A 23,462-nucleotide genomic window follows, 5' to 3' on the forward strand; every position below is an offset into this window, starting at 1 on the left:
CTTTCGCTGGTCCCTCCCGATGCGTCTCCGCTCCGCGTCCGTCATTGCTTTGCTTGCCGCGGCCGCTGCCGCTGCGTGCAAGGAACAGTCGCCCGTCCCGCACACACCGAATCACATCGTCGTCGTCTCCGGCGCGAATCAATCCGGAAACACCTCGGCGGCGCTCGATTCGGCGCTCGTCGTTCAAGTGCTCGACGGCGCCGGCCGCTCAGTGTCCGGTGTGACGCTGACGTGGACTGTCGTCGGCGGTGGTTCGTTGTCCGCAACGTCGACCGTGACCGACAACGACGGCAAGTCGAAGGTTACGTGGACGCTCGCGCCAACCGCCGGCACGCAGGTCGTGACCGTGACGAGCGCCAACATTTCGGGCGCGTCGGTGTCGTTCGTCGCCAACAATGGCGCGACGATCAGCGGCGTCGTCACACCGGCGAACACGAACATCTTCGGCGCGACGTTCTCGCGCTCTCCGGCGCGATCGCTCGGCATCGGCAGCCAGCGCACCGTCACGCGCCGCCCGATGTCGAATCGCATCGTGGTTGGTTTCCGCAACGACAAGCTCGGTGTCGCCGCGGCGGGTTCGGGCGCGTATCGCTCCATGTCCGTCGCGCGCAACGCGATGTTGCAATTGCAGAGTCGCGCCGCGTCGCTGGCCGCGTCGCACCCGTTGCGCAACGCGCGCGTCTCGCCCGCCATGCTCGCCACACGCTTCGAGGTCACGGACACCACGCAGATCGACGCCGTGATGGCGTCGTTGCGCACGGATCCCAACGTCGCGTGGGTCGAGCGCGACGAGATCGTGTCGATTCGCGGCGGCCTTGCGCCGCGTCCGCAATCGGCGGCGTTCGCGATGTCCTTCGATGGTGCGACGACGCCGGCGAGCGAGCCCGCGCGCAACATCGTCGGCAAGTTTCCGAATGACCCGTTCCTGCTCGATCAACTCTGGACCGCGAACATGGTCGACTTGCCGCGCGCGTGGTCGATCACCACTGGCAGCAAGAATGTGGTCGTGGCCGTCGTGGATATGGGCATTCGTTTCGACCATCCGAACATCACGGCCAATCTCACCAGCGACGGCTACGACTTCGTCGATCAGGTGGGCTTCGGCGACACGGAATCCATCTGCGACGGGACCACGTTCACGACAATCGATGGCGACGGCGACGGGCCCGACGCCGATCCGACCGATCCCGACGATCTCGAGTTCGACGACGCGGACGGGTGCTGGCAGCACAACGATCTTGGCGACCACGGCCTGTGGACCGCCGGTATCATCGGCGACGTGGGCAACCAAGCGCTCGGCGTCGCGGGCGTGAATTGGAACGTGAAGATTCGCCCCATTCGCGTCCTTGGTATCACCGGCGACGGAACCAACTTCGACATCGCGCAGGGCGTGCTGTACGCCGCGGGACTGCCCGCCGCGGGCGCGAACAACGCGCTCGTACAAGCGCCGTCACGCGCGCAGATCATCAACATGAGTCTGGGCGGAGGCGCATCGAGCAACACGTTGGCGAGCGCCGTCGCCGCCGCGAGCAACGCGGGTTCGCTGCTCGTCGCGTCGGCGGGCAACGATGGACTCGATTTGCAGACGTTTCCCGCCGCGCTGCCGAACGTGATGGGCGTCGCCGCGGTCGGCATGGACGGCGCGCTCGCGACGTACTCGAACGCGGGGACGTTCATCTCCGTGTCGGCGCCGGGCGGCGATTTCCGCCTCGACGACAACGGCGGCGGCGGCGTGCTCGGACCAGGATGGGACTTCACGCGCAACCGCTCGACGTACTTGTTCGGCTACGGCACCTCGGCGTCCGCGCCGTTCGTGTCCGGCATCGCCGCGCTGCTGCTCGCGCAGGATCCTTCACTCACCGCGACGCAACTACGCTCACGCATCGAGCAATACGCCACGCGCGGTACCGGTCTGTCGCGCAGTGACGTCTATGGCTGGGGCATCGTGAACGCGTACAACTCGCTCACGCAACAAAACGGCCCGCCGCGCAGCACGATCGCACAGTTGGTCGACGCCACGACGGGAACGGTCGCGCGCTCCACCACGGTTGCAACCAACGGAAACTTCGTGTTCACGAAACTCTCCACCGGCACATACTACCTGCGCGTCGGCGACGACGAGAGCAGCGATGGTGTCATCGGCACGCCCGGCCGCCGCTTCGCGATGGCCGGCGGCCTCGGTGCGCCGACGGTGTTCAACGTGAACGGAAGCTCGCAGTCGGCGGCGATCGTGCTCGGGTTACCAATGGAAGTGGAGCCCAATGACGATATGGCGCACGCGAACACGCTCACCGTCGGGAGTTATGTGGTCGGCACGATCACCACGCCCGACGTGCGCGACATGTACGCCGTGCAAATTCCGACGCTCGGCACCTACACGTTCGAGACGTCCGGCCTGGTCGGCGCGTGCGGGCTCGGCATCGAGCTCGATACGTTCCTCTCGCTCTCATCGTCGGCGGGCACCGTCGTCGCCACGAACGACAACTTTACCTCGCCGACGGCACAGCGCTGCTCGCGCATTCAGACCACCCTCGGACCGGGGATCTACTATGTCTCCGTGACCGCGGCCAGCGGAACGCGCTTCGCGACGCACGGCCGCTATCGCCTGGAGGTTCGCTCGGGGCAGTAATGCTTCAGAAAACCGCTCACCCTCCGATAATGAGAATCGAGGGAGGGAGCCGGCAACGCGATTGCGAAAGCCACGCGCGGCCGGTCGAGCGAAGCGAGAAGAGCGAAGAGAGCAAGGAGAGAACGCAACGATACGAGCGGCAACCCATCGGGCTGCCGCTCGTTCGTGTTTTCGCGCGCGTGGCGGTCGTCATATGGCTCGCGGCGTGCCGAAGCCGCGTGACGGCGCTGGCCACGCCGCCGGCACCAGGCAGCCGGTGCGCCGTCACGTACGCCACGCCCGACTCGTCGCACGTCGTCACGAGCGACGTCACGCTGTTCTGGCGCGTATTCGACGAGCCGAGTGAGTTGAATCTGCAGGCGTATCTGGATCGGGGATCAGTCGGGCTGCACGATGCGGCGGCTACGCGCATCGGCTCGGCGCGCGATTTGGTGATGCAGATCCAGACCGACCACGCGCGCTACGAACGCGTGCGCGCCGCTACACTCCGAGCCGGCGAGGCCGAGCCCGCGATTCGCGCGTCGTTTAGAAAACTCGAATCACTGTATGCCGGCGCGCGCTTCGCGGACGTGTATTTCGTGATTGGCCGCTTCATCGTCGGCGGCGTCGCGCTGCCGCACGGCATCGTCGTTGGGGCGGAGATGTATTCCGATCCGAAACAATTGCCGGCGATCGTCGCCCACGAGCTGGTGCACTGCCAGCAGACGGCCTCGCCCGACGGCCAAACCCTGCTCGCTCGCGCGTTCAACGAGGGAAGCGCCGACTTCGTCGGCGAGCTGATCTCGGGCGCGCAGATCAACTCCGCGGCACATGCATACGGCCTGGCCCACGAGCACGCGCTGTGGAGCGAGTTCAAACAGCATCGGCACGACACGGCGTACTATCCGTGGATGTACGGTCCTCGCGCGGACGGACTTCCAAACGATCTCGGATACTTCATCGGCTATCGCATCGCGCAGGCGTACTACGACCGCGCGCGAGACAAGCGCGCCGCCGTTCGTGAGATCATTCGCACGAACTACGTCGATCGCCTGCTGCGCGCGAGCGGCTACGACCCCTGAGCGTTAATGAGCGTTACGCCTTGGGCTTTCCTTCGAGGTACTTCTCGAACCAGGCCTGCTCTCCGTTCCACCAGAGCCGCTGATTCTGTGGCTTGAGCACCCAATGCCCTTCGTCCGGGAAGATCACCAACCGGCTGGGTACGTGCATGCGCTGCAGCGCCGTGAACATCGACAGGTCTTCGGTATACGGCACCCGGTAATCGAGCTCGCCGCCGGTCACGAGCGTCGGGGTCTTGAAGTTCTTCACGTACAGGTGCGGCGAGTACACGCGATACTGCGTCGCCATCGCCTTCGGATTCCAGATCCCGCCGCCGTACTCCCAATCAGGGAACCACAGCTCTTCGGTCGCGAGCGACATGTTCTCGAGATTGAACGGCCCGGCGTGCGACGCGAGCGCCTTGAAACGGTCCGTGTGGCCGGCGATCCAATCCACCATGTACCCGCCGAACGATCCACCCGCCGCGCCGAGCGCGTTGCGATCCATCCATGGGTTTTCGGCGAGCGCGGCGTCGAGCCCGTTCATCAAATCGGTGTAGACCTTCCCGCCCCAATCCTTCGACACTTCGTCGACGAACTTCTGTCCGTAGCCGGTCGAACCGCGCGGATTGATGATCACGAGCGCCGCGCCTGTCGCCGCGAACATCTGATAGTTCCAGCGACTGTGCCACTGATCGAGCCATGCGCCCTGCGGTCCGCCGTGGATGAGCAGAATCGTCGGGTACTTCTTTCCCGCTTGCCAGTTCGGCGGCTTGACGACGAATCCCTGCACACGCGCGCCATTCGCGCCCGTGAACCAGAAATCCTCCGCGGGATTGAGCGCGAGCTGCGAGATCAATCGATCGTTCTCGTGCGTGACCTGACGCGCCGCGGGCTTCATGTCGCCAAGGTCCATGGTCCAGACTTCCGCCGGCCGCTCGGTGGCGTCGCGCACCCAGACGAGCGTGCGTCCATCGCGCGACGCCGCGAACGACATGTTGTTGTGCTCCGTCGGCACGGCTTCAGGGATCGCGGCTTGCGCGCGGCCCGATCGTCCCGAGATCACGCCGGGTCGCGCCATGTACAACTTCTCACGACCCGCGTCTGTCGTCTGAATGCACAACACGCCGTCGGACTTGAAAAAGTACGAATCGGCATTGCGATCCCACGTCGGAAAGAGTTCGCGCGAGGTCTTTGATGAGCGATCGTACAACATCATCCGCCAGCGATCCGACTCGAACCCCGCCCGCGCCTGCGACGCGTACGCGATGTACTTGCCATCCGGCGAGTACACCGGGTTCTGATCCGCGCCCTTGTTCGCCGCCGTGATCACGACCGGCGCGCCGCCATCCAATTCCACGGTGTAGAGATTCACGTCGGTGCTGATCGCGTCGTTTCGTCCCTGGTCCTTCGCCGTGTAGGCCATCTCCCGGCCGTCGGGAGACCAATCATATCCCTCGCTGCCGCCAAAGGGCCCGGGCGGCACGTCATAGCGCACACCCGGCGTCAAATCGCGCGGCGTGCCGCCATCCAGCGCCACAACGAACAGATGCGAGCGCTGTCCTTCATCCCAGGCGGTCCAGTGCCGATACATCAATTGATCGGCGATGTGAGCCTTCACCTGGTTGTCCGCCGCGGCCTTCTCGCGCGACGCGTTGCACGCGTCGCTCGTGCAGTCGGGGTAGACCGATGAGGTGAACGCGATGCGATCGCCGACCGGCGACCAGACCGGTCCGGTCGCGCCGCCGTTGAGATGCGTGAGCTGGCGAGGATTGCCGCCGTTGGCGTCGGCAACCCAAAGCTGTCCGCCGGCGATGTACGCGACACGTCCACCATCCGGCGACCACCGCGCTTCCGTCGCGTTGACCGCCGCGGCGGGAAAGACCTGCGGCGTTCCGCCGCTCGTCGGCACGAGGAACGTCTGCGCGATGCGGCGGTTCGCCGCCACGTCCGTCGTACGCACGTTGTACAGCACCATCCGGCCATCGGGCGAGGCTTGAGGATCGCTCACCGCGCGTACGGCCGCGAAGTCTTCGTAGGTGAGAACGCGTTTCTGCGCCGCCACGGATTTCACGACGGTCGCGGAAGCAAGAAGCACGGTCGCCGCGGCAAACAGGGCTCGTTGACGCATCTGATGCATGTGATCCGGGTGTGAGGGTATGCTGAACAGTACAGCGAGAATCGGTCGATGATCCAGCGGTTCATCCTCTCCGCATCCCTCCTCGGATGTGCGGCGGTGCTCGGCTGCGCCGGCGATTCTCCGTCGGAGGTGGCCTCGGGGCTTCCGCCGGGCGACGGTGTATTCACCGCGTCGCCGCTCGACACGATCGTTCAGATCGCGCCGTTGGGCGGCCTCACACCGCCCGCGCAGACGATTCCGGCGAACCACATCTATCTGGCGGCGGTCCCGACCTCCGCCGAGTGTCCGCCCACCTGCGATCTTACCCCGCGGCGGATTTACGCGCCCGGCGGCGGCACGGTCGAACGCATCGAGACCTACAATCCGGACAGCAAGATCACCGTCCGGATGACGTCGACGTTCAGCTACTACATCGATCACATCGTGCTCGATCCCGCGATCGCGGAGCGCGCGGTCGTCACGGCGGGACAGAAACTCGGTACAACGTTGTCGAACGGCTACGGGCTCGACCTGGGCGTCGTGAACGAGAATCACGTGAACGCCGGATTCGTCGCGCCGAATCGCTACCCGCAGGAAACGCTGGACGCGGACGCGCCGCTCAAGTACTTCGTCGAACCGCTGCGCACCCACCTGTATGCGCACGTCCTGCGACTCGGCTCCGATCTTGACGGTCGCATCGACTACGACGTGCGCGGCCGCCTCAGCGGAAACTGGTTTCTCGACGGTATGGCGACGGACGCGTCGAGCAGCGCGCCGGAGCAGGGTGATAAACAACTCTCATTCGCGTTCGATGCCTACGATCCGTCGCAGGCGCGCATCTCGGTCGGCGGCCAGCTCGCGCAGTCCGGCGTGTTCGGCATCGCGGCGGGCGATCCTTCCTTTGGCAGCATCGCGGTCGGTCAGGGCATCACGACGCTTCACCTGACGCGCCAGGGCGGGGGCGGCACGCTGGTCAACGCCGGCGTGTTGATGGTCGACCTCCTGGCCGAGGATCGCGTGCGGGTGGAAATGTTCCCGAACGCGACGAGCCGCCAGGACTTCACCGCGGCCGCCCGGTTCTATCGCAGGTAGTAGAGGCACTAGAGGAAGTAGAGGCACCGACGCAACGCCCACCGCTCGCTGGTGTACTACATCCCAGCGACAACCGAGGGAGGTCTCACATGTCAAAGTTTCGTTTTTCCGTGAATGGGATCGATTCCCGTCAGGAAGGAATCATCGAGAGCGAGTCGTTTACGGCCGCGGTCGACGCACTCGGCCAGCACGTGTCCGTTCAAACGGGTGACATGCTCGAGATTGGCGTCCACGGTTTTCCTCCGATGCGGTACGAATGCGTCGGCGAGATCATGGCCGGCCATCCGGTCTGGCGTCCGTCGCGGCAGCTGGCGGCGTAGCCGACCCCGTGCCATCCTTGGCTCGCTCAGGATGACGTTGCAATGAGACCCGCCATCTCCAGCGCGTTCACGGCCCCGTAGTTCGCATAACAATTGTTGAACACCACGTGCACGCGCTCGGCTTCTTCAGCGAGCTCGAGAATGAGTGACAGCCACTCCTCGAGCTCGCTGTCGTCGTAGAGATACCTGTACTTCTCCGCGACGGTCGCCTCGCGCGCGCCCCACAGCTCACTCCGGCGACCATGCAGCCGCACGAGTGCTAGCTCCGGATTGGTGATCGCCGGAGCGATCGGCATGCTCGTCGGCGTCCCGGGAGGCGTGTCGGCGACGACGTAAGTCATTTCGAGATCGCTCAACAACGACCACAATCGTTCGCGGAGCCGAGTCTCGAGCCATGACGGATGCCGAAACTCGATGGCGATCGGCAAGTCGCCCAGGTGTTCGCGAACTCGCGCGAGCATCGCCGGCGTGGACTTGTTCGGTTGAATCCAGGGCGCGAACTGCAGCAGGACCGCGCCCAGCTTGCCCGATTCGTCGAGGGGTTCGATCGCGCGCCGAAACTGGCGCCACACTTCGTCGCGCAGCTCCCTGGGCAAATCCTTCGCGTACACGCGAGTGGACGCCGCGAGCGCGGGCGGAAGCTCATCGCGAATCGATCGCGGAAGCCGTGCGACGTCCGTCGCATGGCCGGTCATGAGCGCGTGTGCCTTCACGTTGAACACGAAATCGCGCGGTGTGCGCTCGACCCAGTTCTCGACGACGCGCACGTCGGGAATGGCGTAGAAGCCCATGTCGGCTTCGACCAGCGAAAACTGCGAGGCGTAATGTTTGAGTCGCGCTTCGGGAGTCTTTGCGTCGGCGGGATAGAAGACGCCCGCCGCGGTGAGCGTCTTGTCGGTCCAGCCGGCGGTCCCGACGCGGATCTCCGCGCCGCGGCGCCGGAGCGGCTCGGCGGCGCCGTGCACGGGCCGCCGGGCCACCGCGGCCAGCGCGCCGGGGTCGTGCGTCACGTCGGTCATGCAACTCTCTGGGCATTGGCGGTGTCGAAGCCTAAGAACCTTAGACCTAAGGTTCTTAGGTTAACCCTGACCGGACCGCCCATGGCCGCCTCCGACGTCGATCTCGTTCGCGGAACGCTCGACCTTCTCATCCTCAAGACGCTCTCCTGGGGACCGATGCACGGCCTCGCCGTGCTGCGCTGGATCGAGAACGTCACGCGCGATCAGCTCCAGATCGAAGAAGGCGCGCTGTATCCCGCGCTGCACCGCATGGAAGAAAAAGGGTGGCTCGACGCCGATTGGGGCTACACCGAGCGCAATCGCAAGGCCAAGTTCTATCGCCTCACCGCCCGCGGACGCAAGCACCTCGCCGACGAACTCACGCGCTGGCAGCGATACACCAGCGTCGTTGGACTCATCATCGCCGCGCGCGGGGCCGGCGCGGGCGCCGCGCGATGAAACGCGTCTTCCGGCTGCCCGGCTCCCGCGGGCGCATCGAGCACGAGCTCGACGACGAGCTGCACTTCCATCTCGAGGGCCGCGTCGAGGAGCTCATGGAGCGCGAGCACCTCTCTCGCGACGAAGCGGAACGCGAAGCCCGCCGCCGCTTCGGCGACTACGACACCTACCGCCGCGAAGCCCGCGACATCGACGAACGCACACAACGGGGACGAAATCGGATGGAGCTCTTCGACACGTTTCGCCGCGAGATTCCGCACGCCGCCCGCGTGCTCATTCGCAACCCGGCCTTCTCGCTCATCGCCTTCATCACGCTCGCCGTCGGCATCGGCGCGACGACCGCGATCTACACGGTACTCGACGCCGTCGCGCTGCGGCCGCTCGCCTATCGTGACGCCGATCGGCTCGTGTCCGTGCTGCATCCCGTCACCGTGCCCGGCAACGGTGAATCGACGTGGGGACTGTCGGCCGGCGGCTACTTCTTTTTCCGTTCTCGCAACCATTCGTTCGAGAACCTCGGCGTGTACAACACCGGCGACGTGATCGTTGCCGACGGCAATAGCGACCCCGCACCGGCACGTGCCGCCTGGGCCACCGCGACGTTGTTTCCAACGCTGCGCGCGCACGCCGCGCTCGGACACCTCATCGATTCCACCGACGACGTTCCCGGCGCCCCGCCGGTCGTCGTGCTCAGTAACGAATACTGGCAGCGTCACTTCGGCGGCGACCGCTCCATCATTGGCCGCATGTTCCAGATTGGACTCACGAGTTATCAAATCGTCGGCGTGGCCGAGCCGGGGCTGTCGCTGCCAAAGCCTGGCGCGTTTGGTTCGACCAACGATCTCGCGTCGTTCGGCGTCGATCTCTGGTTCCCCGAGCAGCTGCATCCGAACGGGCCATTTTACAATTCGCATCCCTACTCCGGCATCGCCCGGCTCAAGCCCGGCGCGACCGTCGAGTCGGCGCAGCGCGATCTCGTTACGCTCATGCGCGAATTTCCCCAGCGCATGCCGCTGGCGTACAAAGATGGGTTCATCAAGCGCTTCAACTTCCGCGTGAGTGTGAAGCCGCTGCGCGACGAGATGCTCGGTCCGACGCTCGCGCGCACGTTGTGGGTGCTGTTCGCCGCGGTGGGCGTCGTCCTGCTCATCGCGTGCGCCAACGTCGCCAATCTCTTTCTCGTTCGCATCGAGTCGCGCCGGCGCGAATCCGCGATCCGCACCGCGCTCGGCGCCGACCGCGCGCACATGGCCGTGCATTACCTGAGCGAGAGCTTGCTGTTGTCCCTTGCCGCCGGTGTCGCCGGAATTCTGATCGCACGCGTTGCCCTCGGTGCGCTGCTCGCTATCGCGCCAACGAGCGTTCCACGGCTTGCGACCGTGCACGTGGATCCGGCCTCCGTGCTCATCGCGCTCGCGTTGTCGCTGACTGCGGGTTTGGTCTTCGGTTTGATCCCGATCGGGCGTACGACCCTCGACGTCAGCACGCTGCGCGACGGTGCACGAGGCGCGACCGCGTCGCCGACGCAACGGACCATTCGCGACGCGCTCGTCGTCACGCAGACGGCACTGGCGCTCGTGCTACTCGCCGCGGCGGGCCTGATGCTGCGCAGCTTCACGAATCTGCGTCATGTGAAATCGGGCCTCGATCCCAACGGTGTGCTGACGTTCACCACCGTGCTTCCGCGATCGCAATACGACTCGCTCAGCAAGGTTGAGGCGTTTCAGCGCGAGTTCTACGACCGCGTGGCCGCGATACCGGGAGTGAAGACCGTCGGCACCGTCACCGATCTTCCGCTGCAAGACTACGGCGTGGGATGCACGAGCGTCGTGGCCGAGGGAAAATCGTATGCGGAAGACGACAAGCCGCCGTGCGTACCGACGCCGTACGTCGGCCCCGGCTTCTTCGAGTCGATGAGCATTCGCGTCCGCGGTCATGCGCCGCAGTGGAGCGACTTTGCCGGCATCTACGATCGACCCACCGTCGCGGTCGTAACGCAGGCGCTCGCGAATCGCCTGTGGCCGGGCGAAGATCCAATCGGCAAGGGGATCGCGATCGGCAACGCGCGTGCCGGCTACTATCGCGTGGTCGGCGTCGCGCCCGAGCTTCGCGCGCACGGCCTGGATCAGCCGCCGAGTGAGATCGTGTTCGCGTCGCGCGTCGGCTCGAGCATGACGTTCACCGTGAAGACGACGAGCGCGAACCCCAACGAGCTTTTGCCCGCGATTCGCCGCGTGCTGGCCGACATGAATCCGCGCGTCCCAATCCTGGATGTGCGCGACATGCAGTCGGTCGTGGACCGTTCGACGTCGCGCACGTCATTCATCATGACGCTGCTCGCGATCGCGGGTTCGCTCGCGTTGCTGCTGAGCGCGGTGGGGATTTACGGCGTCATCTCATATCTCGTCGCGCAACGGCGCTCCGAGATCGGCGTGCGCATGGCACTCGGCGCGCGTGTGCCACAGGTTGCCGCGCTCGTACTGGGCCAGTCGATGCGCCTCGCGGGATTGGGTGTCGCGATCGGGCTGCTCGCTGCACTCGCTGGAACGCGTGCGCTGCGATCGTTGCTGTTCGACGTCAGCCCCACGGATCCGGTCGTGCTCCTTGGAACGGCCGCAGTGCTGGTGACGATCGCCGCGATCGCGACACTGGCTCCGACGCGGCGGGCGGCGAAGATAGATCCGGTGGAGGCTATGAGGGCCTAAACGGTACCACGGAACACTTCTGACGTACACGGACCGGCACGGAGACGGCGTTTGAACTGTGAGTACCGACGTTTCAATTCGAATGCCTTTTAGAACACCCGGGATGTTCCGCGAATCGAAGCATCCCAAGGGTGTTCTAAGAAAGTCATTAAACAGCAGTCAACTGCCGTTCACGCCGTCTCCGTGCCGGTCCGCACTTGTCCGACGTCCGTCCGTGGTAAGCTCTTTACTCGGCTCTCAGCGCAACGAGCGGATCTACGTGCGCCGCCCGCAGTGCCGGAACCCAACTCGCGAGAGACGCTACTACGAGCAGCACAACGGCGACAACCGTGTAAGTCAGCGGGTCCGATGACGTCACGCCGTAGAGCACACCCTGCATCAAGCGCGTGAGTATCAGTGCGCCCACAAGGCCCACCACCACGCCAACACTGGCCAACGTCAGTCCGCGTCCAACCACCATCCCCAGCACATCACGAGACTGCGCCCCGAGCGCCACGCGCACTCCAATCTCGCGCGTCCGCTGATTCACGAGATACGACAGCACGCCGTACAACCCGAGCGCGCCGAGCACGAGTCCGATCGCGCCGAAGATGCCCAGCAACACGGTCAACAGTCGTGGCCGTGCGACCGCGACGCCAATTGCTTCGTCCATCGTGAACGCGCTCGTGAACGTCTGCTGTGGATCGACCGTGCGAATGGCGTCCTCGACGCGCTTGATCATCGCCGCGGGATCGCCCTGCGTGCGCACGACGAGATTGGTCTTCACACGAAAGACCTGATACACACTCGCGTAGATGCGCGGTGTCGGTGTCTCATCCACGGATTCCTGCCGCACGTCGCCAACGACACCGACGATCGCATAGTGTGACGAGTCGCCGAACGAGACCATCTGCCCAATCGGATTCGCGCCGCCGAGATACTTCTTCGCGAACGCCTGATTCACCACGAACACCACCGGCGCTCCCGCGCGATCCTGCTGCGACAGATCGCGTCCGGCGATGAGCGGAATGCCCATCGCGTTGAAGAAGCCGTCGCTCGTGAACATCATCGTTGCCGAGGGACGCTTGTCGGCCGGTACGCCGCTCATCCCCGGCGGGACGAGCGGGACCGTCTCGCCGTCGCCGTGAAACGGCAAATCGCGAACGGCGCCCGCGGCGATCACACCAGGAACGCCGCGCACCTTCTCGAGCATTTGCCGATATGTCTCTCGCATGTCAGGTCCTGTCGCGTGCCGCGCGGTGTTGATGCTGTAATTGAGCGCGACGCGATGGTCCGGATGAAATCCGAGATCGATCCGCAACAGCTTGACGAAACTCCGCGTCATCAGCCCCGCGCCGCACACGAGAATCATCGCAAGCGCCACTTCGGCCACGACGAGTGTGTTGCGTAACCCGCCGCCCGCGCTGGTGCTGCCGCGCGTACCTTCGCGCAGCGATTGCTGAAGCTCCGGTGACGACGCGCGAATCGCCGGCACCAGACCGAATGCGATACCCGTCACGATCGACAATCCAAACGTGAATGCAAGGACGCGAGCATCGAGGCCGACGTCTTCGGCGCGCGGCAACTGGCCCGACGCGAGTTGCACGAGCAATCTTCCGCCAACCTGCGCGATGATCACGCCGAGCACACCGCCGATGAGCGCCAGGACCAGGCTCTCGGTGAAGAGTTGCCCCACGATTCGCCCGCGCTCGGCGCCGAGTGCGGAGCGAATGGCGATCTCTCGCTCACGTGTCGTCGCGCGCGCGAGCATCAAGCTCGCGAGGTTGACCGCGGTGATGAGCAGCACGAAGCCGACCGCGCCGAGCAGCACGAGGAGCGTCGTGCGCACTTTGCCGACGAGCGAGTCCCGCAGCGGAGCGACGTCCGCCGCGCCGAGATTCTTGTTCTCGGGATACTGCTCGGCCAAGCCGCGCGTGATCGCGTTCATTTCGGCGTACGCCTGAGCCACGGTTTGGCCAGGCCCGAGCCGCGCGACGACGTTGAGTGTTCGCACGGGACGTATGCGTGGAATCGCGTCGTCGGGAATGGTCGAGAACGGAATGAACATCTCGACCTGCGGCGCGGGAAAACGAAATGTCGGCGGCATCACGCCGACGATCTCGTACGAATGGCCGCCGAGTGTAACGCGTCGCCCGACGACCGCGCGGTCGCCGCCAAACTCTCGCTTCCAGAAATCGTTGCTGAGCACCACGAGGCGGTCGTTCGCGCCGCGCACCATCTCGTCGTCGCGCGGTACGCGGCCGAGTTGCGGCGCAACGCCGAGTGTTGCCCAGAAGCCGGGCGTGATGAACGCGGCGTCGATGCGCTGCGGCGCGCCGATGCCCGTGAGATCGGTGCCACTCATGCCTTCGGCGTAGAAGTAGCCGCCCATGTCGGTAATGGATCGACGGCGGGCGCGCCAATCGTCGAGGTTCACGGCCGACACGACGCCGCGCTCGGGCGTACCGTCCGAGTTGTACACCTGCCACACGCGAACCAGGCGTTCGGGATCTCTGAATGGCAGTGGCTTGAGTAGGACGCCGTTCACGACGCTGAAGATCGCGCTGTTCATGCCGATGCCGATCGCGAGCGTCAATACAGCGACCAACGTGAATGCGGGGTTCTTCCGCAGCGTGCGCATCGCGAACTTCACATCCTGCCCGAAGGCCTCGGCTCGGTTGTGCCACGTCGGTTGATGCATTGCGTCCCCGCTCAATGTTGAAATTTCAGCATGCCTCCATAATATGGCGCGCGTGCTGAAATTACCGCATCAATACATGTAAGGGATTTGTATGGTCACTCAGCCGATCCAGGCCAGCGTCGCGAAGAACAACACCAGCTTGAACCCGACTACCGCGTAGATGAACGTCGCCGCGGCGACGACACTTCGCACCAGCGCCGGCACTGGCCGCGAACGGTAAAACTCCCGCTGCGCCATGAACACGTACAGCGCCACGAGCACCTGGAACGCGTTGAACATGATCGTCGGGCGAACGGTGTGGCCGGTGACACGCGTGAGGATCATCGCGTAGCCGGCGACTGACAGCACCGCCGCCGGCAACGCCAGAAGAAAGAAGCTCATGTAGTGCGTCGCGAACACCACATGCTCGACGAAGTAGTGCCTCGTTCCCACGAACATCGCCGCAAAGAGCAGCGCGTAGACGGGAATGAGGACCACGAGAATCGTCTTCCCGAGCTCTTCGGTGGCCGAGTCGAAACGCGCTTCGAGGCTGGGGGGAATGCGTTTCGCGACGTCGGCACGTTTGGCGCCTGGCCGCAACGGCGCCAGATGATAACGGTGTTCGAGCACCGGCCACGTCATGTTGTGGTACACCATTTCGCCGACCTGCAGTCTCAAGGGCGCGGTGAGCACCGTCGACTGATACTGGGTGGCGAAGATGAAGTACACCACGTTGCAGAGCAGGAATACGCGCAACGGCGGCAGATAGCGGTGGCGGTCGCCGTGGAGGTACTCGGTCGACAGTCGGCCGGGCTTGGTCAACAGCGTTCGAAACGAGGCGATGAGGGCCGAGTCGACATCGGTGATCGCCGCCAGGGCCTCGCGCAAGAAATGTTTGACCGACAGGTCGCGCGCGTGGCTGAGCCGTGTCCCGCAGTTCGAGCAAAACTTGCCGTCCGTCTCGACGCCGCACCGCGGACACGCGACTTCGGTCGTGAACTCCCTCGTGTCGATCGCTTCGGCGACTGTCATCCGCTCTCCTCCTCGAGAAGGCGCGCCTTGCGCTCGGCGCCCCATTTGTAGCCCGCGAGCTCGCCCGAACCTCGCACGACACGGTGGCAAGGGATGACGACGGCGATGCGATTCGTGGCGCACGCGCGCGCGACGGCTCGCGACGCAGTTGGCTGACCGATTGCCTCGGCCACTTCGCCGTACGTGCGGCGCTCGCCGGCCGGAATCTGTTGCAGCGCCTCCCACACTTTGAGCTGAAACGCGGTCCCGCTCACGTCGAGCGGAACGCGGTGCGACGCGCGGGATGCGGGTTTGCGCACGCGATCGAGCACGGCGCGGACCCACGTCGCGTGCGCGGCGTCGTCGCGTTCGATCGTCGCGTTCGGAAAGTCATGCCGCAGCGCGCGCTCGACGTCGGTGTTCGTCGCGCCGATCTCGACGGCGCAGACGCCGCGGTCCGTCGTCGCGACGAGCACGCGGCCGATGGGCGCGTCGACGATCGTGTAGGCGATCCGCACCCCGGCGCCGCCGCGGCGGAACGATGCGGGCGTCATCCCCAGCACGTCATTAGATTTCTCATATACCCGGCTGCTCGACCCGAAGCCTGCTTCGTACGTGGCGCGGCTCACGGTGTCGCCGGCGCGGAGCCGCGACTTGAAGCGCGCGACGCGCTGGGCCTGGCTGTACTGCCTGGGCGAGACGCCGACGATGCGCTTGAACGATCGCTGGAGATGGGACGCGCTCAACGCCGCCAGAGTCGCCAGCTCGCTCAACGGCACGGCGCGATCGGGGTTGGCATCCAGATACGCGCGCGCCGCTTCGACGCCGCGCGCCGTTGCCGACGCGTCGTCCGCCGATCGCGGCTTGCAGCGCAGACACGCACGATATCCGGCTCGCTCGGCGTCCTCGGGCGAATCGAAGAACGCGACGTTCTCACGCAGCGGCCGGCGCGACGCGCAGCTCGGCTTACAGTAGACGTGCGTCGAACGAACGGCATACACGAAACGGCCGTCATACTCGGCGTTGCGCTCCTGGACTGCGCGCCACGCCATTCCCGGATTCACCATATCCTGCTCGCGCTCGGCCACCATGGTCGCCATGAAATGCTCTCTGTGAGGGGCGACCGCAAGCTATGATCGACAATTTGTTGGGGATATCCGAGTCTTGTGCTCGAAGTGCGGGCGTATGGGCGTATGAAGTTCAGCTTGTCATACGCCCATGCGCCCATGCCGCCATACGCCCGCCTCTAAACGTTCTTGATCTCCCCCACGAGCCCCGTGAGCGACGTCTTCGCATCGCCAAACAACATCGACGTCCGCTTGTCGTAGAACAGCTCGTTCTCGATGCCCGCGAACCCGGCCGACATGCCGCGCTTGAGCACGATCACGGACTTGGCGTGATCGGCGTTGAGAATCGGCATACCGTAGATCGGCGACGACTTGTCCGTGCGCGCCGCGGGATTCACCACGTCGTTCGCGCCGATCACGAGTGCCACGTCGGCGCGATCGAATTCGCCGTTGATCTCGTCCATGTCGTACAACTTGTCGTAGGGCACGTTCGCTTCGGCGAGCAGCACGTTCATGTGTCCCGGCATGCGTCCCGCCACGGGATGCACCGCGAACTTCACCTCGCCGCCGCGCTTCTCGATCAACTCGGCCAGCTCGCGCACGGTGTGCTGCGCCTGCGCGACCGCCATACCGTAGCCCGGGATCACGATCACGAGTTGCGCATAGGCGAGTTGAATCGCCGCGTCCTCGACGCCGATCGAGCGCACCGACAACCCCGCCGCCGACTTGGTGGCTACGGCCGCCGTTTCGCTGCCGAACGCGCCGAAGAGCACGTTCGTGAACGAGCGGTTCATCGCCTTGGACATCAGGATCGACAGAATGAATCCCGACGAGCCGTCGAGCGAGCCGCTGATGATGAGGATGACGTTGCCAATCGCGAATCCGGTCGCGCACGATGCGAGGCCGGAGTACGAATTGAGCAGCGCGACGACGACCGGCATGTCGGCGCCGCCGATCGGCAGCACCAGCATGATGCCCAACAGCAGCGCGACGCCGATCATCGTGTAGAACGCCCACTGCTTGGTGGGATCCAGGATCACCGATACGAGCAGGAACAGAATGAACGCGAACACCAGGCCGTTCAATAGATTCTGGCCTTTGTAAGTCAGCGGCTTGGAGGGCAGCCATTCCTGCAGCTTGCCCGCGGCGACGATCGTGCCGCCCACGGTGATGCAACCGAGCATGATCTCGAAGCCGAGCGCCGTCATCGTGACACGATCGGGCGGCAGGCCCGCGTTCATGCGCGTGTAGTACTCGGCGATGCCCACGAGCGTCGCCGCGAACGCGCTCAGCGTGAGCGAGAGCGCAATTCGCTGCGGCATCGCGGTCATCGACACGCGCGTACCCATCGGGTAGCCGATGACGGTGCCGAGTATCAGTCCGGCGACGATCCAGCGATAGTCGACGATCGTTTCATTGAGCAGCGTGCCCACGATCGCGAACAGCATGCCGACCGCGGCGAGCTGCATGCCGCGCCGCGCCTTGTCCGGGCGCGTGAGCATGCGAAGACCGAGAATGAACGAGATCGACGCCGCGAGATAACTGCCTTGAATGAAGTACTCGCGCATCAGTTCTTGTCTCGCTTGAACATCTTGAGCATTCGATCGACGATGATGAATCCTCCGACGATGTTGCTCGTCGCGGCGACGACGGCGACGAAGCCGAGGATCGTCGCGACGCGATTGGCGGCGGCGCCCGCGGCGATCAGCGAGCCGACGAGTGAGATGCCGGCGATGGCGTTCGTCGCCGCCATCAGCGGCGTATGCAAGAGGGGCGGCACACGCGAGATGACCATGTATCCCGTGAACGCGGCCAGCACGAAGACGTAGAGCTCGAGGAGATGAGTACTCATTATCGAAGCACCTGTCCGTTGTGTGTCATCATCATTGCGCCGACGATCTCGGCGGTCGAGTCGAGCTGGAGCGCGTCTTCCTTCACCAGCTCCTTGCACAGCTCGAAGACATTGCGACTGAACATCTGGCTGGCGTGAAACGGCACCGTGCTGGGCACGTTGAGCGGCGCGATGATCGTCACATCGTGCTCGACCACGGTTTCGCCGGGCTTCGACAACGCGCAGTTGCCGCCCGTCTCCGCGGCGAGATCCACGATCACGGATCCCGCCCGCATGGTCTCGACCATTGCCGCGGTGATCAGCTTGGGCGCCGGTCTGCCCGGGATCGCCGCGGTCGTGATGACGAGATCCATGTCCTTGATGTGGTTCGCCATCGCCTCGAGCGTCCTCGCTTTCTCTTCCTCGGTCTGTTCGCGCGCGTAGCCGCCCGCCGTCTGCGCCGTGTCGCTCACGACGTCGCTCTGCACGAACGTGGCGCCGAGGCTGAGCACTTGCTCCCGTGCAGCGGGGCGCACGTCGAAGCCCGAGACGACGGCGCCGAGTCGTCGCGCGGTGGCAATCGCTTGCAATCCGGCAACGCCGGCGCCGATCACGAAGCACTTGGCGGGCGAGATGTTGCCGGCGGCCGTCGTGAGCATCGGCAGGAACTTGGGCAGCGCCGCCGCGCCGATGAGCACACCCTTGTAGCCCGACACGGTGCTTTGCGATGACAGGACGTCCATCGACTGCGCGCGCGTGATGCGCGGCACCAGCTCCAACGCAAGCGATGTGAGCTTTCGCTGCGTCATCGACTCGACGACGTCGGCGCTCTGGCCGGGCCGCATGAGCGAGATCACCGTCGCACCCTCGGGGATCATCGCGATCTCCTCGGGTGTCGGCGGCTGGACCTTCGCGATCAATGTCGCGTCGCGGTAAAGCGTTGCTGCGCCCTGAACGACCGTGGCGCCGGCCGCGGCATAGGCATCGTCGCGAAAACCGGCCCTGAGGCCGGCCCCGCTCTGAATGACGACGTCGATTTTTTGCTGCTTGATCAATCGGCCGACGATGTCGGGAGTAATCGCGACGCGCAGCTCCCGCGCGGCGATCTCCGATGGTACGCTGATTTTCATTCAGATTCGGTGGGAGGCACGTAAGCGAGCTTGTCCACTAACGCGCCAAGTCGGGGAAATGCTGACGCGCGTTGAACCTACGCCCGGGCGAACCAAGCGCAAATCAGGGGATCTCGCGCGCGGCGTCCGGCATAGTCCGACATACGGCCTTGCCGAACGCGAAACCGTTGCGTTGGATTCGCCGAAGAAACTTACAGTTCTCGTACCGCGCGACTGCCCGAGCGCCGCACGCCAACATTAGCTATCTCCATGAGCACCCGACGTTTCCCGATTTCACGAGGCTCAATGCGATCCCTTCTCCTCGTCGTCGCTGCCACCGCCGCGGCCGGCGCCGCCGCCGCCGCACAGCAGGCAAAATTGCCCCTCAAGCATACGCCGCAGCCAACCACGCCGGCGATTTCGCAAGCGGATCTGATGACGCGGCTCTACATCTACGCGGACGATTCGCTGATGGGCCGCGAGGTCGGCACGCCGTACCATCTCAAGGCAACGGCGTACATCGAGCGCGAAGTGCGGCGGCTCGGGCTCGAGCCCGGCGGCGATAGCGGCACCTACTTTCAGAATATTCCCGTCTTCAATGAGACGGTGTCCAATGCGCCGGCGTTGAGCGTCGAAGGCCGAAGCTTCAGCGGACTTACGGATTTCATCCCACGCGACAACGCGGTGTTCGGCGCGCCGGTGCGGCCGCTCGACGGCGTTCAAACGGTCTACGGAGGCACCTTCAGCCCGTCGGGCGACACGAGCATGATGATCTCGCCGGCCGCCGCGCTCGGAAAGTTCGTCGTGATCTCGGTGCCGAATGGCCCCGACGGCAAACCGGCATGGAGCGGCAATCGACAGCCGCTGACCATCCGTTATCTGCTGTCCGCCGGCATCGGCGTTGTCGGTCTCGACGCGGTTCCGGATTCAGAACGACCGTCGCTGCTCGAGCCGACGCTCACATTCAAGAACGGTGATGGCGATCCCCCGCAGCTCCCCGCGTTCATGTACATGTCGAACGCGATGGCCCAGGCGATCATGGGCGCACCCGTGGCCGGACTCTCGCGCGGAGCGGCGGGAAAGACGCTGCACGGCGCGATCAAGTGGAACCTCGCGCCGGCACCGGGTCGCAACGTCGTCGCGATTCTTCCGGGCAGCGATCCAAAGCTCAAGGGGGAATACGTCGCGATCGGCGCGCACAACGATCACATCGGCTTCAATCACGAACCGGTCGATCACGATTCGCTGCGCGCGTTCAACACGGTGGTCCGCCCTCACGGGGCCGACGATCCGGAACGCGAAGCGAGCCCCGAGGAGCAGACGCGCATTCGCGGGATTCTCGACAGTCTTCGCAAAGTCAACACGCCGCGGAAGGATTCGATCGACAACGGCGCCGACGATGATGGCAGCGGCACCGTCGCCGCGCTCGAGATCGCCGAGGCGTTCGCCGCTGCTCCGACGAAGCCCAAGCGTTCGCTGGTCTTCGTGTGGCACGCCGGCGAGGAGAAGGGGCTGTGGGGATCAGAGTACTTCACCGACCACCCAACGGTTCCGCGCGATTCGATCGTGGCGCAACTCAACATGGACATGATCGGCCGCGGCGGCCCGCAAGACGAGAAAAACGGTGGTCCCGGCTACCTGCAGCTCATCGGCTCCAAGCGCCTCTCCACGGAGCTCGGTGACATCGTCGAAGCGGTGGGAAAGACGGAACCCTCGCCATTCCACTTCGATTACTCGTACGATGCAAACGGGCATCCGCAGCAGTACTACTGCCGCAGCGATCACTACGAGTATGCGCGCTACGGCATTCCGATCACGTTCTTCTCCACCGGCGGCCACCGCGACTACCACCAGGTGACGGACGAGCCGCAGTACATCGACTACGCGCAGCTCGCGCGCGTGGCGAATCTCGTTCACGACGTCGCGGCGCGGGTGGCGAATCTCGATCATCGGGTCGTGGTGGATCACCAGAAGCCCGATCCGCATGGGCAGTGCAGGCAGTGATGATCAGCCTGCGTGGGCGAGGGTGCGCCCGCTGTCATCCTGAGGCGCGGAGCGCCGAAAGGATCTCATCCGCGTCCCGGTTTCTGGATCGTCCAACCGGATGAGATCCTTTCGCTGCGCTCAGGATGACAGCAAGTTTGCTATCATGCGCCTCGCCGTCATCGCGCTCCTGTTCCTCAGCGCCTGCTCGCACGTCTCCATCCGCAGCCCGATCTCCACGGCGGCGACCGCCGGTCCGCCGTCGACGTTCGTGCAGACGACGTCCGACACGCGCATGACGCGGCTCATCGACGTCGGCGTCGCGAAGACCGCCGCGTTCCGCGCCGCGACCGACTATCTCTCGCAGAAATTCTCCGTCGACGTCAGCGACGCACGCGCCGGATTCCTGATGACGCCATGGCAGTCGAGCACCCACGGCGGAACGCCGGACCCGCGCTATCGCACACGCATCATCGTGCGATTCATCGGCGACGACTGGAGGCAGGCGTCCGTGCGCGCCGAGGCGGAGTGGCAACACGGCGACGAATGGGACGTGGGCTACGACACGCAGATGCTCGAGGACGCCGCGATCGAGCTGCGCAGCCGCCTGGGGAAGAAGAGCTGACTACTTCGGCGTGAGTTGCGTGAGCGTCCACGCCCCGTTGTGGCGCTCGAGGACCGCGTGATAGGTGAACGGCGTGATCGTTCGCGCGCCCGCCTGATCCGTCGTCGTCAGCTTCAGCGTCACATCGCGCTCGATGACACCGTCGCGCACCGGATGGACTCCGCCATAAACCGCCGTCCCGCTCGCGTCGATCGCGTTTTTTAGAATTCTCTCATACTGGTCCTTCTGGCTGAAGCCGGGAATCGCCGCCGCGACGGCATCCGTGCTCCGGCTGCGAATGGCGGCGAGCAGATTCCGGAATGGCGCGCGCAGCTCATCGTCGTTCGTCGCCGCGGGCTTGGGTTTCGCCGCCGCCGCGGCGGCCGCCGCCAACTTCGCCGAATCGCTCTTCTGCGTCAGCGTCTTCTTCGCGCTCGTGTCGACGGCGGGCGCCGCCACTCCTCCCGGCGCGCCGACGAGTGATGAATCACTCGGCCGATCGACTCGGTTGGGCCCGACCTTCACCGGCGACTGAGCGAGTTGCCACACGGCAATTCCTCCGAACAACACCGCCGCGCCAACGACCGCTCCTACCGCAATGCGCTTGGGGCTCGTGCGCACCTTGGGCATCGGCATCGTGGGCTGCAGCGACGGATCCGCCGAGACGGGCGCCGCGCCCGCCGTGATCGGACGCTGCGCGCTCACCGTGCCGGGATCCCAGCCACCGAGCGCCAGCGCGGGATCGAGCGCGTCGCGCGCCTCCGCGGCGCTGGCCAGGCGATCGCCAGGCGAACGAGCGAGCATGTGCACGATCAGTGTATCGAGCCGGCGCGGGAGATCGGGCAGGATGTCGCGCACGTGCGGCGGCGGCTCGTGCAGGCGGCGACGGATCATCTGCTCGCGCGACTCGGCCGCGAAAGCCGGCGTCCCCGTGAGCATTTGATAAAGAATGCAGCCCAGGCTGTAGATGTCGGCGCGAGCGTCCACCGGGTCGCCGAGGAGTTGCTCCGGGCTCATGTACTCGGGCGTGCCGATCACGAGTCCGCTGCGGGTGAGCGCATCTTCCTGCGAATCGGTGAGCGCCTTGGCAATACCGAAGTCCACGACCTTCGGCACTTCCTTGCCCGATTTCGTGCGCGTGACGATGACGTTGTCCGGCTTGAGATCGCGGTGCACGATGCCAAGCTCGTGCGCGGCATGCAGCCCGTCCGCGATGCCGCGCGCCAACTCGATCGCGCGTCGTGGATCGAGCGCGCGGCCTTCGGCCTGCTCGCGCGCAATGATCGTGGACAGCGACTCGCCGTCCACATACTCCATGACCAGATAGACGATCTTGTCGGCTTCGCCGTAGTCGAACACGGCGGCGACGTTGGGATGCAGAATGCGCGCGGCGCTCGACGCTTCTCGCGCGAACCGCTGCAGGGACTCGGTGTCGGTCATGAGCGAGGGATTCATGACCTTCACCGCGCACTGCCGGTTCATCTTCACGTGCTCGGCGAGGTAGACGCGGCCCATGCCGCCTTCGCCGAGCTGGGCCAGGATCAGGTAACGCTCGGCGATGACGCGGCCGACGAGTGGATCGCCGCCGGCTTTGGGGCGGAGCGGTGTGCCGTCCTTCGGGCAGAAGCGGTCGCCGGTCTCGTATTCCGTGCCGCACTGAGGGCACACCTTCGCGACAGCAACGGCCTCCTCAGCCGACGGCGTTGGCTGTCGGGCCAAGAGGCCCGAGCCGAGACCGCTGGGCAACAGCGCGGTATCGTCGGCGTTCGGCGGCGGACCGTCGTTCGGAGGAGTGGGGTCGTCGGGAATCGGCATGGGCGAAGGAGTGCTCGCCAAGAC

The 23,462-nt window shown here is 65.2% G+C and carries 17 protein-coding genes; 8 read left to right on the plus strand and 9 right to left on the minus strand.

The genetic code is table 11. The features are described 5' to 3' along the window. Positions 1–19 precede the first annotated feature (19 nt). Entirely contained in the window at positions 20–2,629 is a 2,610-nt protein-coding gene (locus tag VN706_09010; GenBank protein HXT15757.1) for a S8 family serine peptidase, read from the plus strand. Positions 2,630–2,658: 29 nt separating this feature from the next. Beyond that, positions 2,659–3,690: a DUF2268 domain-containing putative Zn-dependent protease gene (locus VN706_09015; GenBank protein HXT15758.1), complete on the plus strand. Its 1,032-nt coding sequence runs from the start codon at positions 2,659–2,661 to the stop codon at positions 3,688–3,690. Positions 3,691–3,703: 13 nt separating this feature from the next. Here the strand turns inward: VN706_09015 and VN706_09020 are convergent, their stop codons facing one another. Further along, positions 3,704–5,806: a S9 family peptidase gene (locus VN706_09020; GenBank protein ID HXT15759.1), complete on the minus strand. Its 2,103-nt coding sequence runs from the start codon at positions 5,804–5,806 to the stop codon at positions 3,704–3,706. A gap of 48 nt (positions 5,807–5,854) precedes the next feature. Between VN706_09020 and VN706_09025 the strand changes: the two genes are divergently transcribed. Then, entirely contained in the window at positions 5,855–6,877 is a 1,023-nt protein-coding gene (locus VN706_09025; GenBank protein HXT15760.1) for a hypothetical protein, read from the plus strand. Positions 6,878–6,966: 89 nt separating this feature from the next. Further along, complete coding sequence (locus VN706_09030) at positions 6,967–7,197, plus strand: hypothetical protein (GenBank protein ID HXT15761.1); 231 nt, start codon at positions 6,967–6,969, stop codon at positions 7,195–7,197. Positions 7,198–7,223: 26 nt separating this feature from the next. On the opposite strand, the gene VN706_09035 is transcribed toward VN706_09030, so the two are convergent. Then, complete coding sequence (locus VN706_09035) at positions 7,224–8,216, minus strand: DUF72 domain-containing protein (protein HXT15762.1); 993 nt, start codon at positions 8,214–8,216, stop codon at positions 7,224–7,226. Between the two features lie 81 nt (positions 8,217–8,297). On the opposite strand from VN706_09035, the gene VN706_09040 reads away from it, so the two are divergent. Both VN706_09040 and VN706_09045 read left to right on the plus strand, forming a co-directional pair. Continuing rightward, positions 8,298–8,654, plus strand: coding sequence for a PadR family transcriptional regulator (locus VN706_09040; GenBank protein HXT15763.1), 357 nt, complete (start codon positions 8,298–8,300; stop codon positions 8,652–8,654). Continuing rightward, on the plus strand, positions 8,651–11,359 hold the full coding sequence (locus VN706_09045) for an ABC transporter permease (GenBank protein ID HXT15764.1): 2,709 nt from the start codon (positions 8,651–8,653) through the stop codon (positions 11,357–11,359). Before VN706_09040 ends, VN706_09045 begins: the two co-directional genes overlap by 4 nt. A 226-nt stretch (positions 11,360–11,585) precedes the next feature. Here the strand turns inward: VN706_09045 and VN706_09050 are convergent, their stop codons facing one another. The 6 genes from VN706_09050 to VN706_09075 all read right to left on the minus strand — a co-directional run bounded on the left by VN706_09050 (position 11,586) and on the right by VN706_09075 (position 19,057). Next, entirely contained in the window at positions 11,586–14,039 is a 2,454-nt protein-coding gene (locus tag VN706_09050) for an ABC transporter permease (GenBank protein HXT15765.1), read from the minus strand. 99 nt (positions 14,040–14,138) lie between these two features. Further along, positions 14,139–15,050: a DUF3667 domain-containing protein gene (locus VN706_09055; protein HXT15766.1), complete on the minus strand. Its 912-nt coding sequence runs from the start codon at positions 15,048–15,050 to the stop codon at positions 14,139–14,141. Next, the gene (gene ada, locus VN706_09060; GenBank protein HXT15767.1) at positions 15,047–16,129 is read right to left on the minus strand and encodes a bifunctional DNA-binding transcriptional regulator/O6-methylguanine-DNA methyltransferase Ada; all 1,083 of its coding nucleotides are present in this window, start codon (positions 16,127–16,129) and stop codon (positions 15,047–15,049) included. The genes VN706_09055 and ada overlap by 4 nt, the downstream gene beginning before the upstream one ends. Before the next feature lie 146 nt (positions 16,130–16,275). Then, positions 16,276–17,664 carry an NAD(P)(+) transhydrogenase (Re/Si-specific) subunit beta gene (locus VN706_09065; GenBank protein ID HXT15768.1) on the minus strand — a complete coding sequence of 463 codons (1,389 nt, stop codon included), beginning with the start codon at positions 17,662–17,664 and terminating at the stop codon, positions 16,276–16,278. Next, positions 17,664–17,948 carry an NAD(P) transhydrogenase subunit alpha gene (locus VN706_09070; protein ID HXT15769.1) on the minus strand — a complete coding sequence of 95 codons (285 nt, stop codon included), beginning with the start codon at positions 17,946–17,948 and terminating at the stop codon, positions 17,664–17,666. The genes VN706_09065 and VN706_09070 overlap by 1 nt, the downstream gene beginning before the upstream one ends. Next, a complete protein-coding gene (locus tag VN706_09075) occupies positions 17,948–19,057 on the minus strand; it encodes a Re/Si-specific NAD(P)(+) transhydrogenase subunit alpha (GenBank protein HXT15770.1) in 1,110 nt (369 codons plus the stop codon). Before VN706_09075 ends, VN706_09070 begins: the two co-directional genes overlap by 1 nt. A gap of 285 nt (positions 19,058–19,342) precedes the next feature. Here VN706_09075 and VN706_09080 point away from each other — a divergent pair, with 285 nt between their 5' ends. Then, positions 19,343–21,040, plus strand: coding sequence for a M20/M25/M40 family metallo-hydrolase (locus VN706_09080; GenBank protein HXT15771.1), 1,698 nt, complete (start codon positions 19,343–19,345; stop codon positions 21,038–21,040). 145 nt (positions 21,041–21,185) lie between these two features. Then, positions 21,186–21,644 (plus strand): hypothetical protein, encoded by a 459-nt coding sequence (locus VN706_09085; protein ID HXT15772.1) that lies wholly within the window; start codon positions 21,186–21,188, stop codon positions 21,642–21,644. Here VN706_09085 and VN706_09090 read toward each other — a convergent pair whose 3' ends face one another. Continuing rightward, positions 21,645–23,438, minus strand: a complete 1,794-nt coding sequence (locus VN706_09090) for a serine/threonine-protein kinase (GenBank protein ID HXT15773.1) — start codon at positions 23,436–23,438, stop codon at positions 21,645–21,647. Positions 23,439–23,462 lie beyond the last annotated feature (24 nt).

The organism is Gemmatimonadaceae bacterium, from assembly GCA_035606695.1.
Lineage (GTDB): Bacteria > Gemmatimonadota > Gemmatimonadetes > Gemmatimonadales > Gemmatimonadaceae > JAQBQB01.